Below are 13619 nucleotides of genomic sequence, written 5' to 3' on the forward strand. Positions count from 1 at the left end.
TTCGATGGATGCCGTAGAAATCAAACGACTGCTGAAAGCGGCGGGAGCGTTCAAGTCAGGAATCGCACTCGCCGGGGAAGTCGATGCCGACCGCATGGCCGACTACGACAGATGGCTTTCCGAAGGCCGTCACGCCTCAATGGCCTATCTTGAAAAATATACCGATATCCGACGGAATCCCGCTCTGCTCCTACCCGGGGCACGGAGTGTGATTTCGTCGGTTTTCAATTATTGGTGGGGACGCTCCGACGGACCGCTTCAATGGGCCTCATATGCTCTCGGCGATGATTATCACGATGTGGTGAGGGCGCGGTTGCAGAGCGTGGCCGACATGATTGTCAGTCAGACAGGTGCGGAGTGTCGCGTGTGTGTCGACACAGCCCCGATTCCCGAACGCTACTGGGCCGTCAAAAGCGGCATTGGTTTCATCGGGCTGAACCGTCAGCTGATTGTCCCCGGAGCGGGAACACATTTTTTTCTCGGAGAGATTGTCACTACCCTCTCCCTGACTCCTGACCAGCCCGAAACGGGAAACTGTGGTGAATGCCGACGCTGCCTGAGCGCCTGTCCCGGCGGTGCTCTCAGTCCTGAGGGACTCGACGCTAACCGCTGTCTATCCTATCTGACCATCGAACACCGTGGCGACTTCCCCCCCGAAGTCTCAGGCAACCCGACCGACCCACATACTCCAACCGCCATACTCACTCCGGCCGACCACCACACTCCGGCCTACATCACCACCACCCGGCCAAACATCCACCTCGGCCGACACATCTACGGCTGCGATGTCTGTCAGGATGTCTGTCCTCACAACCGCTTCGCCCCTATCTCTGAAATCGAGGAATTCCGTCCGCGTCCTGCCATATTGCGCCTCGACACCGAAGCCATTATCTCCATGAAGCAGGAAGAATTCTCAACCCTATTCCGCCGTTCGGCCATCAAACGCACCAAACTCACCGGCCTCCAGCGCAACGCCTCCGCAATCCATAAGGAATGACCTAATCGACAGTCATCAAGACAATTGAAAAAATAATAAAAACTTATCCTTTTCACTGAAAACCGTGACGGGGATAAGTTTTTTATTATATATCTTTGCCATGACCAATCATTAACAATCTAATATCAATTGCTTTATGACGACATTATTCACAATTGTCCTTGGAATTATCGGGGTAGCTACATTAGTTTTCACATTTTGTTTCTGGTTCAAGTATAACCTATTGGCCGACACGTTTAACAAATGGGCCGGAACAGAGGTGCTTGGCGAAAAGAAATGGAACAGCTTTATCCTGCATGCCGTCGCTGCATTTGTGTTTGGCACTGTCGTCAGCGGTATATGTATCGGAGTTTTTCTTGCCAACAACGACGATCCTGAGATGAGCAGAAATCTCATGTTGTTTTACACCTTCATGCCATTTGTCGCCACAGGGCTCTACGCCTATCTTCTGGGCCGTCTGCGCTTCAATAGAAAAGGTGTCCCCATGCGTGCGACATGGGTCGGGATGCTCTATGGCGTTCTTACTGTCTCTGCCATAGCCCTTTCGCTCTATCTTGCAATTCAGGCTCTCATGTGGCTGATATTCATCGTTGTCGGCTTTGTGATTCTGAAAGTCATCTACTGGTTTCTTTCTCCGACCGGCCGCACAATCAAGGCTACAGACGGAGGTCTTTTTTCAACTGAAAAGGAACTGGATGAACTCTACGACGGAACTTACAGAGACAAGTGGGGAAGAATTTACATCAAAAGAGGCGATAAGCTATATCCTAAGGATTAAGCCAACGGCCATAAGCAGTTCTGTTTTATTTTTCTTCACTCTGGCATGGCATCGGTTTCGCGGAGGAGGCGGGAGGGTGGCGTCAGGGCGAGGGAGGCGGGGTTGTATTTCGTTCCGAACGAAAGGTGAAAGCCGTGGGCGAGGAGTTCGCTTGCAAGTTGCGGTTTGCCCCGGAAGCCGTGGATTATCCACGGTTGTACGGGCCGCAAGGATTTGCGAAGTGCGATGATTTCGGGATAGGCTTTCACTATGTGGAGTATCAGGGGTTTTGAGAGCCGCTCGCTAAGTGAAATGTGGAGTGTGAGCAGGCGTGTCTGTGCTTCGATTATTTCGTTTCTCGACAGCAATCCGCTGCTTTCAATCTTGGGGTCGAGTCCGCATTCGCCAATGGCAAGAATCTGCGGTTCGGCGGCGAGGGCCTGCAACATGCGGATGTCGGCAGGGGTTGCCTTAAATAGATTCCAAGGATGGATGCCTACGGAGTAGTAGTAGCCTTTATGAAGTCGTAGATTTCCTCGCTGTTCGACCGGATCGATGTCGACTATGGCGTTGCGACGCAAGCGGTGTGTGTGGGAGTCGAACATTGGGAAAGCGTTGCTAAGGATTAAGGATTAAGGGTTAAGGATTAAGGGTTAAGGGTTAAGTGTTATTAGGGGACGGGGTCGTAGCCTGAACCGCCCCACGGGTGGCAGCGGGCGATGCGTTTTATGGCGAGCCATGTGCCTCGGATGATGCCGTGTTTCTGTATGGCTTCTATGGCGTAGGCGCTGCATGTGGGGGTGAATCGACATGCGGGAGGAAACAGCGGTGATATGCAGAGCTGATAGAAACGAATGGGCAATATGAAGAGGAGGCGAAGCAATGAAGGGGATGTTAAGGATTAAGTATTAAGTGTTAAGGATTAAGTGTTAAGTATTAAGTGACAAGGGTTAAGTGGTGGGGAGGGTTTTGGAGATGCGGGTGAGGATGCGGGTGACTCCTTTGAGAACTTCGGCGTAGGGAAGGACTTCGGTGGCTACATAGATGAAGGCGATGTCGAGCGGAAGGTCGTTTGGAATCAGATGGCGGTTGAGGCGGTAGGCTTCGCGGACTCGACGACGCATCTGCACCCGGTCGACGGCATGACGGAGTTTTTTCTTAGGAATGGAGACGAGAAACTGTGGGCAAGGGGCAACCTTGCGACGGGGTGTGCCGGACGCGGTTTCCATTGCTGCACGCCTTGAGGAGTTGACAGTCCATACGGCACGCAAGGGATAGGCCATAACAGACTGAGCAGCGGGATTGCTGCGGTCGAATAGCTGACCGATGGCAATCTCGCTGCGGAGTTTTTCGATTTTATATAGTCTTTGTCCGACCATATTTCCAGATGAGGTTATTCGCCTTTTTCAACTTCTTCCTTCAGGAAGTTTTCGAGGGCTGCGGTCATTGAGGGAGCTTTGACCGAAGGAGCTTCGAGATCGAGACGCAAGCCTGCATTGCGGACAGCCTGTGCGGTCGTAGCGCCGAAGCAGCCGATGCGGATGTCTTTCTGCTCGAAACCGGGGAAGTTTTTCAACAGAGAGTCAATTCCAGCCGGGCTGAAGAAGAGCAGCATGTCGTAGTCAAACTTCTCTTCAGGACCGAAGTCGTTGGAGACTGTACGATACATGACGGCTTTGGTGTAGTTGATGCCGTTCTTGTCGAGAATGGTTGTGTCTTCCTTGTGAACGTCAGAAACGATGTAGAGGAATTTTTCTTTCTTATGCTTTACAAGAGCAGGGAGAAGACCGTCGAGTTTACCTGTCTCGCCATGGAAAATCTTGCGTTTACGGTAAACAATGTACTTCTGAAGATAAAGAGCAATAGATTCTGTTGTGCAGAAGTACTTCATAGTGTCAGGAATGGAGATTCTCATCTCATCACAAAGCCTGAAGAAGTGGTCAATCGCAGTACGGGCTGTGAAGATAATAGCCGAAAAGTCAGAGATGGATATTTTTGACTGACGAAATTCCTTGGCAGTAAGCCCTTCTACTTTAATAAAAGGCCGAAACTCGATTTCCACTCCATACTTATCAGCGATGTCGTAATAAGGAGACTTGTCGGAAGCCGGCTTAGGCTGGGAAACTAAAACTTTTTTAACTTTCACTGTCAGAGCGCTTAGGGATGTAATTGACTGAAAAATCCGATACATCTGAATATGATGACCGGGGGTACAATTTCGAGAGTGCAAAGATACAAAATAAAATAAAGCAACGAGCCAAAATTGTCGTAAAAAAGCCTAAAGCCCTTGAAAATAAATATCAAACGAGCTAAAATATAGCAAACCACGCCAATAGTGACTACTATCGGAGCTACATCGGGATTGAACAGAACCACGAGAGCAGGTATGGTCAGGGCCATTCCCAGAAGCGACTGCGAGGCGTTGAAGCCTTTGACCCACTGCCGTCCGGAGAGCTTATCGGTGAAGACGTAGCCCACCATCCTGTAGGCAAGCAACTGGAAGAGATAGAAGGCCACAGCCCCTAATGACAGCAGAGCAATCTCAGGGAATGTCGGGAGCGGTGTAGTATAGCCGGCGGAGTTGAGAGCAGCATTGATTATTATGCCTTCACACAGACATGCGAGCAGAACGATGGAAATCTGGATGCCTGTCTCGGTGAATGTGCGGACGGCGGAAGTGTCGTCGGTCCGGCGCACATTCCAGAGGTCGTAGGTGAAATTTTTGAGGAATGTGGAGTAGTTGCGGAAGTTATAGGCCAACAGGAGGAAGACACCGATTATCAGACAGAGCACACCGGAGTCGTAGCCCGGCAGGAATGTGCGCTCAGCCGGCCTGACCCCTGAGGTAAAGGGTACAGGGCCGAGAGTCATGGTGAGTTTTTCGGCAGCCGAGGATGGAGCCTGATACTCACGACACAACTTCGGGACGAACGGCGACGCAACGGAATCGGCCAACAGAGAAGTGTCCATCGTCATATACGGTCAATTATTTCCATAGCTTCCTCAGGAGAAGCGACAACGGTGGCCGGAATCACACCGCCACGCATGAACCCTTTGGCCTGCATCGAGTCAAACAGTGCGACAAGATGATCGTAATAGCCATCGGTGTTGACAATTATGACCGGTCCGTTGAAGAGCGAAAGCTGATGCCACGTCATGATTTCGGCGAGCTCGTCGAGAGTGCCGATGCCTCCGGGAAGAGCTATTGCCGCACGCGACATCGAAGCCATAGTGTGTTTGCGGTGGTGCATCGACTCGGTGTCGATACAGCGAGTGAGGCGCGGATGATTCCAGCCTTTTTCAATCATGAAATGCGGGAGCACACCTACAGCTTCGCCCGACGCATCGACAGCACCCTCGATGGCAGCAGCCATCATGCCTCCGGCCCCGCCTCCGCAGACGAGAGTCAGGCCGGAAGCCGCTATCAGTTCACCCATACGGCGGGCGACGCTGAGATAGAGGGGATCAATATCGGATGAGGAGGCGCAATAGACCACTACGCCTGATGGAAGTGCATTATTAGGTTTCATGGGCGCAAATTTACGAAATAAGCGTCAGATTCAGTGTATTCCGAAGCCGGAATTTGGCATCACACCACGTAATTTAAGATGCGGATTAAAAATAAAAGTGTCCTCCTGTAGCGACAGAAGGACACCGGAAAGATGACAATAGCGCTTAATGAGCGCGCGAACGGACGAAAGGTCGTCCGGGGGAACGCAAAGCAGCAAGCATGGCTGCAACAGCGTTCGCGGAGCGGTCGGAAAATGAGGATGCAAGCGTAGAGGCGGCATCCGAAACAGAAGAAGCCGAGGTGACAGCAACGGCAAGCACACGATAGGTGACAGCGAGTTCGAGATTGCGGCGAAGGAGCGGGCCGAGTGTCGCTGACACTCCGGCCGGAAGCCGGAGGTCGATGCCCAGCAGCGTGTCAGCCTCATCGCCGGCAGCCTGATGCCCGGGATTGACAGCAGGAAGTTCGTTGTCAAGCTCAGCACCGTCGACATAAGGGAGAAGATGGAGAATGATTTCGGCAAAGGCGTTTTTGACCATTAGTCTCAGGATTCCCGTCCGCTCCCGGTCAAGGAGCGGACGGAGGAGGGTGCGCGCCGTGTCGTCGGCAGCCGACAGCGACTCAAGCGCCGCAAGCGCATGGACAGTGTCGGTTATGACCGTGGTTGAAAGTGAGATATGCATTTTTCAATAGAAATCAAGATGAGGTTTAAGCGGGAATGAGGAGTGTGCGGGTGCTGTAGTCGAAATAACGGCGGACAAGCGACGCGGCTGTGGCCGGAGAGATGAAAAATTGCGATGCGCCACCATCGGAAAGCACATTGGCCAGCGCGTCGGGAAGACGCACTCCACGCTTTTCCATCAGACGGGTTACGCGTGTGTTGAGTTCGGTCCACATGGCAAGACGCCTGTCGCGACGAAGCCGGAGACGGCCGTGGCGAAGGACACGGAGCATTCGCAGCGCATAGTCGAAGGTGCAATAGTATGCCGGAGCATGACTCATGGCCGCCTGCATGGCAATCGAGTCGATGTCAAACGCTTTGTCGGCAGGAAGAGAGGAGATGAGATTGCTGACTGCTGTAAGGAAATGACGGTTGCGAAGATGGATGAGAGAAAACATGACTGATGAAATTTAAGGTTTAAAATCAAAAGGGGGAAGAATTTTTATTATACCACTATTAATTTTCCGGCGTGAGGTTTTTATGTCGGTTTGTGTTGGCAAATCTACAACCGATATATGGTAAAAAGCATGTACAGGTCTGTAAAAAGATGTTAACCGACGGCGTTTTCCACCCACTTCGCATGAATCACGACAACAATGCAATGACTATGCGGTCGCGCAGGGTGCGGAAGGAATTGAAACTCTCATACACGTCGAGGAGTGCTATGGCCGAGTTGTAGACCTGACTTTCATAGAGCGAAGCCGACACGTTAGCGCCCGGAGTCATGCCCTGAAGCGCCGAGGTCACCCCTGAAATCTGCTGAAACATCTGCATTTCCATCTCCAAGAGCTTCGCCGCACCTTCGCTGCGTCCGGCAGCTGTCACCTCGACAGGCAGACGGCGTGCGGTTGGGTTGACAGGAATCACCCCGCCGGGACGACTCCAGATGTCGGCCACTTTTTCCATGTCGAGTCCCGGCGGCAGAGCGTCGGTCGGCATAAGCAGCACACCTTTGGCACTGTTGGCAAGAATATGGTCGATAGTAGTGATGAGAGTGTTGATGTGTTTCTGCTGTCCGACCAGATCCTCGATAAAAGGATGGACAGCACCGTCGGTCAGCGGATAAAACTTCAGGGCAAAGGGATGTGCGCCCGATTTCAGCGGCGAGCGCGAATGGTCAATCACGCTCCCGTCAGGCGTGAGGAAACGGCAATGCCAGTGTGGGTCTTCGACAGGATGGTGAGGGTCGATGTCGTAGGTCCACACTTCTATTACCCGGCAGAAGCCCGGTGAGGAGGAAGAATAAAATTTTGTATCAGCCGCGTCTTGTCCGCCCCATGCCACAGACGAGAGATAAGGCCCGTCGGCCGACACATGGCGATAGATTTTTTCAAGATAACGGTGACGTCGGCGTGAATTGTGCCCGAAACGGAGTCGAAGCTCGTCGAGAGTCATGTCGTGGAGCATGCCGACAAGACGGATGTCGCTTCCACGCGGGTCGCGGAATGGGGTACAGAAGAAGTGTTCGGGATTCACATTGTCGACCCAGACTCCCGCCCCCTCAGGAGGACGGTTTTCATAGACGACACGCTGTATGGCCATCCCGGAAATAAGAAACTCTTCAAGCGCACGGCTGTCGAGCTCTGTCAGCAGATTTATCCGATGGACATCAAGTAGTTGCTGTGACGAAGTGGATTCGGACTGCGAGACGTTGTAACGGAAACGCCCGACGACACTTTTGACCAATGCGCGGAGCAGATTGTTGGTGAGAGGGCGCATGCCGGCCATGCGCGCTTTCTCATACTCGCTGACCGTTTGGCCGGAGGCAGTCTGCGTCAGGTCGCTCCACTGGTCGCCATATGTGTGCCGCATAAGACCGCGACGCATAGACCGCAGTCCGGCATGGCGTTTCCAAGCGCTGAACGCCTCGTCAAGAAGGCTGGAATTGGAGGAGAACATTAAAAAAGCTGTTTAAGAGATTATACAGGGCGTGGATGAATGGTTGCGAAGGCCGAATCGTCGAGGCGGTATTCATCCTCGTCGTAACTGACACAGAGCAACGTGCTGATCGATTCGCCTGAAGCGGCGGCAGGATAAAGACGCAAGCGATTGTCGTGGAAGATGGCCACCGGCCGCGACGGCGTTGCACGTGTGTAGGGATGGAGCTGACGCATGGCGGCCGGATGGGTAGGGCTCGTGATAATCCGCGCAGAGGTGAGCCACGAATCAAGACGCACCCTGACAATTCTAACAACCGACAGTGGCAGGTCAATCACGGCTGCCCCATCGGCCGTTGGAGAAAGGATGACGGATTTTGAAAGATCGTCGGCAACGAGACATGAGGCCGGGGCTTCAAGAAGCAGGCGTCTGTACCACTGTTTCATTTCTGCAAGATGGATGGCAGAGGTGTCGATGCCGTCGTTGCGCCTGAAGGTGGCATCGGTGAGCGACGGCGAATAACCGGAATGAAGCATCCACAGGTCGAGCATGCGTGAGGGGGTGAGGCGGAGATGCATTGGTTCAAGGATTTGGGATGAGGGATTTATCAATCAATTGAATCAGAGAAAAACGGGAACTGTGACGCAAAATTATGATGACGGACAGCGGGTTTTGGTGCGATAATACAAAAGAGGTCGTTATTTTTCGTATTTTTGCAGCCACACAGGACGCTGTCAAGGCAATTCCTGACTCACATAACCACCAGACTACAGACATATAAAATAATTATTGTCACACTCTTACATCATGAGTCCTATAAATCATTTTAAAGAAAAAGTGCTCAACTGCGGTGAGTTGACCGAAGCTGAGGCAATGAGCCTCGCAACACTCACCACGGATGAATATGAAGAACTCTTGGAAGCCGCCGCTGAAATCACCGACCGTTTCGGCAGCCGCGATTTTGATTCGTGCTCCATCATAAACGCCCGTTCGGGGCGCTGTCCCGAAGACTGCAAATGGTGTGCCCAGTCGGCCCACCACAAGACCGATATAGCCGTCTACCAGCTTGTCGACCATGACACCTGCATGGAGCTTGCCGACTATAACCACCGGCGTGGAATCGGTCGGTTCTCGCTCGTCACAAGTGGACGCACACTCTCGGGAAAGGCTCTCGACACCGTGTGTGACTATTACCGCGAACTGTCGGAGCGCGAAAGCGGCATGGGGCTCTGCGCATCAATGGGGCTGCTCGACAGCGAGTCGCTCCGACGGCTGCACGAGGCCGGTGTGGAGCGTTATCACTGCAATCTCGAGACTGCCCCGTCCCACTTCCCCACCCTGTGCTCAACCCACACCATCGACGACAAGATAAAGACCATTGAAGCCGCCCGCGAGGCAGGCATGGAGGTGTGTAGCGGCGGCATCATCGGCATGGGCGAAACAATGGAACAGCGGGTGGAATTCGCCCTCACGCTCAGACGCATCCGTCCGGTTTCGATTCCAATCAATGTCCTCTCCCCCATCCCCGGGACTCCGCTTGAAAACGCCGACCCACTCACCGGCCGCGACATACTCCAGACGGTGGCAATATTCAGAATGATACATCCCCATGCTGTCTTACGCTTTGCAGGCGGACGCGCGCTCATCGACCGCGAAACCCAACGCAAGGCTCTTCGCATAGGTATCAACGGAAGCATCATGGGCGATCTGCTGACCACCATAGGCTCGCAGATAGACGAGGATATCGCTATGATACGCGAATGTGGCTACAATTTTGAAACTCCAGAAGAATGAAAAATCCCACCGAGCTAAGCAAGGAACAGAAGATACGATACCGCGGCCACCTGTCGCTATGCGAGATTGATCTGGCAGGCCAACAGCGTCTTGCCGAAAGCCGTGTGCTCATCGTTGGCGCAGGCGGACTCGGAAGCCCCGTCAGCCTCTATCTTGCAGCGGCCGGAGTCGGGACTATCGGCCTGCTCGACGCCGACACGGTGAGTCTCAGCAACCTGCAGCGTCAGGTGATACACACCACAGCCGACATAGGCCGCCTGAAAGTCGATTCGGCAGCCGAAAAGCTACGGGCCATCAATCCACACATAAACGTCGCCACGCTCCCGCTAATGCTCGACAGCGAGAATGCCATGACTATAATGGAGGACTATGACCTCGTGATAGACTGCACCGACAACCTGCCGACACGCCTGCTGATAAACGACACATGTGTGGCAACGGGCAAAGCTATGGTCTTCGGAGCAGTGTCGCGCTTCTCGGGACAAGTGTTCAGCCACAAGGCCGGGACAGCCTGCTACCGCTGCATTTTCGACCCGTCGACCACCGACCCTGATGCCGACCTGCCGTGTGCCATCAACGGAATCATGAACACGGTCGTCGGTGTAATCGGGTCGCTACAGGCCACGGAAGCTGTCAAACTCCTCGTCGGGACAGGCGACGCGCTACTGAACCGAATACTTACGTTTGATGCCGTCACCATGCAGTTCAACACCTTTGCTATCAGCCCAATAGATACATGCGAGTGCCAACATGGTTAACTATTTTTAACAACGTGTTTAATTATAGTATATCATTTATACCTACTTTTGCACTCGATTTCTAACTATTAGTCTGATAATTAAATCTGAAAATGAGCAACACTTTAGCAAATATGCCCCGAGTTGAAATCGTGGGCAGTTTTCTTCCTCCCGAGGAACTTGAAAACGCTCTTAACGAAAAAATCCACGGCAACCTCAGTGAAGAAGTCTATCATTCGATTGAGGATAAGGTGATTGACAGCCTGATCGACAGGGAAATCGAAGCCGGCCTGCAGATTGTGACCGACGGTGAAATGCGTCGCAAAAGCTGGGCTCGCGACTTTTGGGAAGGTTTCAACGGCATGAGCCGCGACCGCATCGACACCGGTTATGTCCATCAGGACGAGGTGGTGCGCCACGACCTGCTCCGCTTCGAAGGACGCATCGAATACAACGAAGCCCATCCGTTTTTCGAAAAATATTCCCACATGCAGGAACTGACGGCCGGACGCGCCGAGGTGCGCCAGACCATTCCCTCGCCGGGCGAACTCTACATGCGCATACTTCTCGGAAGTAACGGTGACATATCAAAGACATACGCATCGCCCGAGACTCTTCTCGATGACATCGTGGAAGCCTACCGCAAGACCATCGAGGAATTCTATCGTCGCGGATGCCGTCACATCCAGCTCGACACCGGTGTGTGGGGCCGACTCAGCGACCCTGATTTCGACCGCCTGCTCCTCCTTGGCGGCGTTGACTCCGACAAGGTCACACAGACCCTGCTTGACATCATCAACCGCACTATCGAAGGCCGTCCCGCTGACCTTGAGATAACACTCAGTATAGCCGCCGACGAGACACGCATCCCACGCTGGTTTGACGAAAAGGAACTCACACATCTCCGTGTGATGCTCGAACAGGTCGACGCCGACGCATTCCTGCTTCCCTTCGCCATCTCGTCGCCTCAGGAAATAGAGGCCGTGCGCTGGATTCCTGCCGGAAAACGTGCCATCATAGGCATTGTCGACGGCTCGCTTCCGAACCTCGAAAGCGTCGACGACATAGTAGAAGCCATCCGTGTAGCGGCACGCTATATCCCCGTCAGCCTTCTGTCTGTCAGCCCGACATGCGGCTTCAAGGTGAGCAACCGCGAACGTCAGGGACTCAACTACGAGACCCAGTGGTCAAAGATAGCACTTCTCAGTCAGGCAGCTGAAAAGTTTGCCCGCGAAATCGGATAAATCCGGTCAACAAACATATATGAGTATGTCGCATCCTCCACCGGAGGCTATGCAACATACTCATTTTTTAAATAAATCAATATGGAAAATAAACGGATCCACCTATGTATGTGCCGCATGAGCGGCGCTGAACAGCGCTTCATCGACGAGGCTTTCGCCGAGGAATGGGTCGTGCCACTCGGACCGAACGTCGACGGCTTTGAGGCAGACCTCAAACATCGTATCATCGACACCGACCCGTCGTGTAGCGGCAAGGAAATCGCGGCCCTGTCGGCAGGAACAGCCGCCATACATCTGGCCCTCGTGATGCTCGGCGTAGGCAAAGGCGATGAAGTGATGTGTCAGAGCTTCACATTCGCGGCCTCAGCCAACCCGATTGTCTATCAGGGCGCACAGCCTGTGTTTGTCGACAGCGAGGCGGAAAGCTGGAACATGGATCCGGCCCTGCTCGACGAAGCCATAGCCGACCGCGTAGCCAAGACAGGACGTAAGCCCAAAGCAATCATCGCGGTCCATCTCTACGGCATGCCGGCCCGCATCGACGAAATCTGTGCCGTCGGTGAGAAATGGGGCATTCCAGTGGTGGAGGATGCCGCGGAGGCTCTCGGCTCTACATATAAGGGACACGAGTGCGGCACGTTCGGCCACTATGGAATCCTCAGTTTCAACGGCAACAAGATGATTACCACCTCCGGTGGCGGAGCGCTCATCTGTCCCGATGCCGCAGCCAAGAAACGCGCTATATTCTATGCTACTCAGGCACGCGAACCATTCCCCTACTACCAGCACGAGCATATCGGGTTCAACTACCGCCTCAGCAATATAAGTGCCGGCATCGGACGCGGCCAGATGACAGTACTCGACAAGCATATCGCCCACCACCGCATGCTGGCATCAATCTATCAGGAACTTTTAGCCGATATGGAGGGGGTGACTTATCATGCCAATCCAAACGCTGATTCAGATGCAAACTACTGGCTGTCGACCATCGAAATCGACCCTGAAATCACCGGCATAACCACTGACGATGTGCGCGAACATCTGGCACGGCTCAATGTCGAGACGCGCCCCCTCTGGAAGCCGATGCACCTTCAGCCGGTCTATGCCGACGCACCTGCATACGTCAACGGAGTCAGCGAACACCTCTTCGGCCGCGGACTCTGCCTCCCTTCCGGTCCTTGGGTGACACCGGAAGATGTCAAAATGATTGTCGATGAAATCGCCTATCTGATTTCCTCCCAGTCGGCATCGCTGACCTGAGGCTCTCTTGGCGTATAAGTCGAATCCGGGCTTGAAGCCGCACGGTGATCAGCCGTCACCTCGATTTCCTCGAACTCAACATATTCTCCCTCGTCGCGGGAGAATATTTTTTTCTTCCTGCGGGGATAGTTGCGCGCTTCGCGACGAGGCGGCGCATCATTACTTGGAGATGAAAACGGGCCGTAGGACGACGATGCAGACCTGCCGCCGCCAAACGCCTGATTGAACATATCATTAACCTTCTCCTGATATTTGCGCTGGGCATAGCGCATCAGCATGGGCTTTACCAGAAGCCACACGAGGTAAATGATTATGATTGTAGCTATAAAAGTCATGTTAACTCAACAAATGTTTTTGGCCTGCCAATGACACTGCAATCGGCAGGAATAGTATTAGAGGGTGTTTAATAACAATAGTTAAAATCTGAGCGAAAGTTTTGAGATGGATATGGCTCTGAATTGAAGGAGCATAGCGCGCTATGTGACTGAAATGAAGAGTCATAGACACTCAAAACTTTCGGAGGCGATGGTATTGTCTTTTCTTCTGTATGATGTTTCATGAATAAAAATTTTTAAGTTACCCAAGCCTTGGTGTCTCTTTTGCTAAATTGTTGAAGCTCGTCAGTCGCATAGCGCGCTATGCTTCTTCCTCGCTTACAACAATTTACCTAAAAGATACACCACTCAGATTTTAACTATTGTTATTAAATACCCTCTTAGT

Annotated in this window: 17 protein-coding genes; 6 read left to right on the forward strand and 11 right to left on the reverse strand. The window is 52.9% G+C overall.

Annotated features, from left to right (window positions below; genetic code table 11):
• Positions 1 to 4 precede the first annotated feature (4 nt).
• Positions 5 to 997 (forward strand): QueG-associated DUF1730 domain-containing protein, encoded by a 993-nt coding sequence (locus QZ311_RS08850; protein WP_297066825.1) that lies wholly within the window; start codon positions 5 to 7, stop codon positions 995 to 997.
• Positions 998 to 1133: 136 nt separating this feature from the next.
• Entirely contained in the window at positions 1134 to 1775 is a 642-nt protein-coding gene (locus QZ311_RS08855) for a hypothetical protein (RefSeq protein WP_297066827.1), read from the forward strand.
• Between the two features lie 35 nt (positions 1776 to 1810).
• Here the strand turns inward: QZ311_RS08855 and QZ311_RS08860 are convergent, their stop codons facing one another.
• The 10 genes from QZ311_RS08860 to QZ311_RS08905 form a co-directional block, all read right to left on the reverse strand.
• Positions 1811 to 2359 (reverse strand): TatD family hydrolase, encoded by a 549-nt coding sequence (locus QZ311_RS08860; protein WP_297066829.1) that lies wholly within the window; start codon positions 2357 to 2359, stop codon positions 1811 to 1813.
• 65 nt (positions 2360 to 2424) lie between these two features.
• Complete coding sequence (gene yidD / locus QZ311_RS08865; RefSeq protein WP_297066831.1) at positions 2425 to 2637, reverse strand: membrane protein insertion efficiency factor YidD; 213 nt, start codon at positions 2635 to 2637, stop codon at positions 2425 to 2427.
• Positions 2638 to 2704: 67 nt separating this feature from the next.
• A complete protein-coding gene (locus tag QZ311_RS08870) occupies positions 2705 to 3133 on the reverse strand; it encodes a ribonuclease P protein component (RefSeq protein ID WP_297066833.1) in 429 nt (142 codons plus the stop codon).
• A 14-nt stretch (positions 3134 to 3147) separates the two neighbouring features.
• Positions 3148 to 3900 carry a uroporphyrinogen-III synthase gene (locus tag QZ311_RS08875; protein WP_297066835.1) on the reverse strand — a complete coding sequence of 251 codons (753 nt, stop codon included), beginning with the start codon at positions 3898 to 3900 and terminating at the stop codon, positions 3148 to 3150.
• A gap of 11 nt (positions 3901 to 3911) precedes the next feature.
• Positions 3912 to 4724: a DUF4271 domain-containing protein gene (locus QZ311_RS08880; RefSeq protein ID WP_297066837.1), complete on the reverse strand. Its 813-nt coding sequence runs from the start codon at positions 4722 to 4724 to the stop codon at positions 3912 to 3914.
• Positions 4725 to 4726: 2 nt separating this feature from the next.
• Entirely contained in the window at positions 4727 to 5284 is a 558-nt protein-coding gene (locus QZ311_RS08885; RefSeq protein ID WP_297066840.1) for a TIGR00730 family Rossman fold protein, read from the reverse strand.
• A gap of 145 nt (positions 5285 to 5429) precedes the next feature.
• Complete coding sequence (locus tag QZ311_RS08890) at positions 5430 to 5948, reverse strand: hypothetical protein (protein ID WP_297066841.1); 519 nt, start codon at positions 5946 to 5948, stop codon at positions 5430 to 5432.
• Positions 5949 to 5973: 25 nt separating this feature from the next.
• On the reverse strand, positions 5974 to 6384 hold the full coding sequence (locus QZ311_RS08895; protein WP_297066843.1) for a hypothetical protein: 411 nt from the start codon (positions 6382 to 6384) through the stop codon (positions 5974 to 5976).
• Between the two features lie 187 nt (positions 6385 to 6571).
• Positions 6572 to 7885, reverse strand: a complete 1314-nt coding sequence (locus tag QZ311_RS08900) for a hypothetical protein (RefSeq protein ID WP_297066845.1) — start codon at positions 7883 to 7885, stop codon at positions 6572 to 6574.
• Between the two features lie 20 nt (positions 7886 to 7905).
• Positions 7906 to 8442 (reverse strand): hypothetical protein, encoded by a 537-nt coding sequence (locus QZ311_RS08905; RefSeq protein ID WP_297066847.1) that lies wholly within the window; start codon positions 8440 to 8442, stop codon positions 7906 to 7908.
• Positions 8443 to 8671: 229 nt separating this feature from the next.
• Between QZ311_RS08905 and bioB the strand changes: the two genes are divergently transcribed.
• The 4 genes from bioB (at position 8672) to QZ311_RS08925 (ending at position 12899) form a co-directional block, all read left to right on the forward strand.
• Positions 8672 to 9658, forward strand: a complete 987-nt coding sequence (gene bioB / locus QZ311_RS08910; RefSeq protein ID WP_297066849.1) for a biotin synthase BioB — start codon at positions 8672 to 8674, stop codon at positions 9656 to 9658.
• Complete coding sequence (locus tag QZ311_RS08915) at positions 9655 to 10416, forward strand: HesA/MoeB/ThiF family protein (RefSeq protein WP_297066852.1); 762 nt, start codon at positions 9655 to 9657, stop codon at positions 10414 to 10416. The genes bioB and QZ311_RS08915 overlap by 4 nt, the downstream gene beginning before the upstream one ends.
• 113 nt (positions 10417 to 10529) lie before the next feature.
• Positions 10530 to 11639 carry a hypothetical protein gene (locus tag QZ311_RS08920; protein ID WP_297066855.1) on the forward strand — a complete coding sequence of 370 codons (1110 nt, stop codon included), beginning with the start codon at positions 10530 to 10532 and terminating at the stop codon, positions 11637 to 11639.
• An 81-nt stretch (positions 11640 to 11720) separates the two neighbouring features.
• A complete protein-coding gene (locus tag QZ311_RS08925; protein ID WP_297066857.1) occupies positions 11721 to 12899 on the forward strand; it encodes a DegT/DnrJ/EryC1/StrS family aminotransferase in 1179 nt (392 codons plus the stop codon).
• Here QZ311_RS08925 and QZ311_RS08930 read toward each other — a convergent pair.
• Complete coding sequence (locus tag QZ311_RS08930) at positions 12863 to 13234, reverse strand: DUF4834 family protein (protein ID WP_297066859.1); 372 nt, start codon at positions 13232 to 13234, stop codon at positions 12863 to 12865. The two genes, QZ311_RS08925 and QZ311_RS08930, sit on opposite strands and share 37 nt — an antisense overlap.
• Positions 13235 to 13619 lie beyond the last annotated feature (385 nt).

The sequence above is a fragment of the uncultured Duncaniella sp. genome (assembly GCF_910578445.1).
In the GTDB taxonomy this organism is placed as follows: domain Bacteria; phylum Bacteroidota; class Bacteroidia; order Bacteroidales; family Muribaculaceae; genus Duncaniella.

What these genes read in the sequence shown, in the direction of transcription:
- QZ311_RS08850 (WP_297066825.1), top strand. Translation starts at nt 5, where the DNA reads ATGGATGCCGTAGAAATCAAACGACTGCTGAAAGCGGCGGGAGCGTTC.
- QZ311_RS08855 (WP_297066827.1), top strand. Translation starts at nt 1,134, where the DNA reads ATGACGACATTATTCACAATTGTCCTTGGAATTATCGGGGTAGCTACA.
- QZ311_RS08860 (WP_297066829.1), bottom strand. Translation starts at nt 2,359, where the DNA reads ATGTTCGACTCCCACACACACCGCTTGCGTCGCAACGCCATAGTCGAC.
- QZ311_RS08870 (WP_297066833.1), bottom strand. Translation starts at nt 3,133, where the DNA reads ATGGTCGGACAAAGACTATATAAAATCGAAAAACTCCGCAGCGAGATT.
- QZ311_RS08880 (WP_297066837.1), bottom strand. Translation starts at nt 4,724, where the DNA reads ATGGACACTTCTCTGTTGGCCGATTCCGTTGCGTCGCCGTTCGTCCCG.
- QZ311_RS08885 (WP_297066840.1), bottom strand. Translation starts at nt 5,284, where the DNA reads ATGAAACCTAATAATGCACTTCCATCAGGCGTAGTGGTCTATTGCGCC.
- QZ311_RS08890 (WP_297066841.1), bottom strand. Translation starts at nt 5,948, where the DNA reads ATGCATATCTCACTTTCAACCACGGTCATAACCGACACTGTCCATGCG.
- QZ311_RS08895 (WP_297066843.1), bottom strand. Translation starts at nt 6,384, where the DNA reads ATGTTTTCTCTCATCCATCTTCGCAACCGTCATTTCCTTACAGCAGTC.
- QZ311_RS08900 (WP_297066845.1), bottom strand. Translation starts at nt 7,885, where the DNA reads ATGTTCTCCTCCAATTCCAGCCTTCTTGACGAGGCGTTCAGCGCTTGG.
- QZ311_RS08905 (WP_297066847.1), bottom strand. Translation starts at nt 8,442, where the DNA reads ATGCATCTCCGCCTCACCCCCTCACGCATGCTCGACCTGTGGATGCTT.
- bioB (WP_297066849.1), top strand. Translation starts at nt 8,672, where the DNA reads ATGAGTCCTATAAATCATTTTAAAGAAAAAGTGCTCAACTGCGGTGAG.
- QZ311_RS08915 (WP_297066852.1), top strand. Translation starts at nt 9,655, where the DNA reads ATGAAAAATCCCACCGAGCTAAGCAAGGAACAGAAGATACGATACCGC.
- QZ311_RS08920 (WP_297066855.1), top strand. Translation starts at nt 10,530, where the DNA reads ATGCCCCGAGTTGAAATCGTGGGCAGTTTTCTTCCTCCCGAGGAACTT.
- QZ311_RS08925 (WP_297066857.1), top strand. Translation starts at nt 11,721, where the DNA reads ATGGAAAATAAACGGATCCACCTATGTATGTGCCGCATGAGCGGCGCT.
- QZ311_RS08930 (WP_297066859.1), bottom strand. Translation starts at nt 13,234, where the DNA reads ATGACTTTTATAGCTACAATCATAATCATTTACCTCGTGTGGCTTCTG.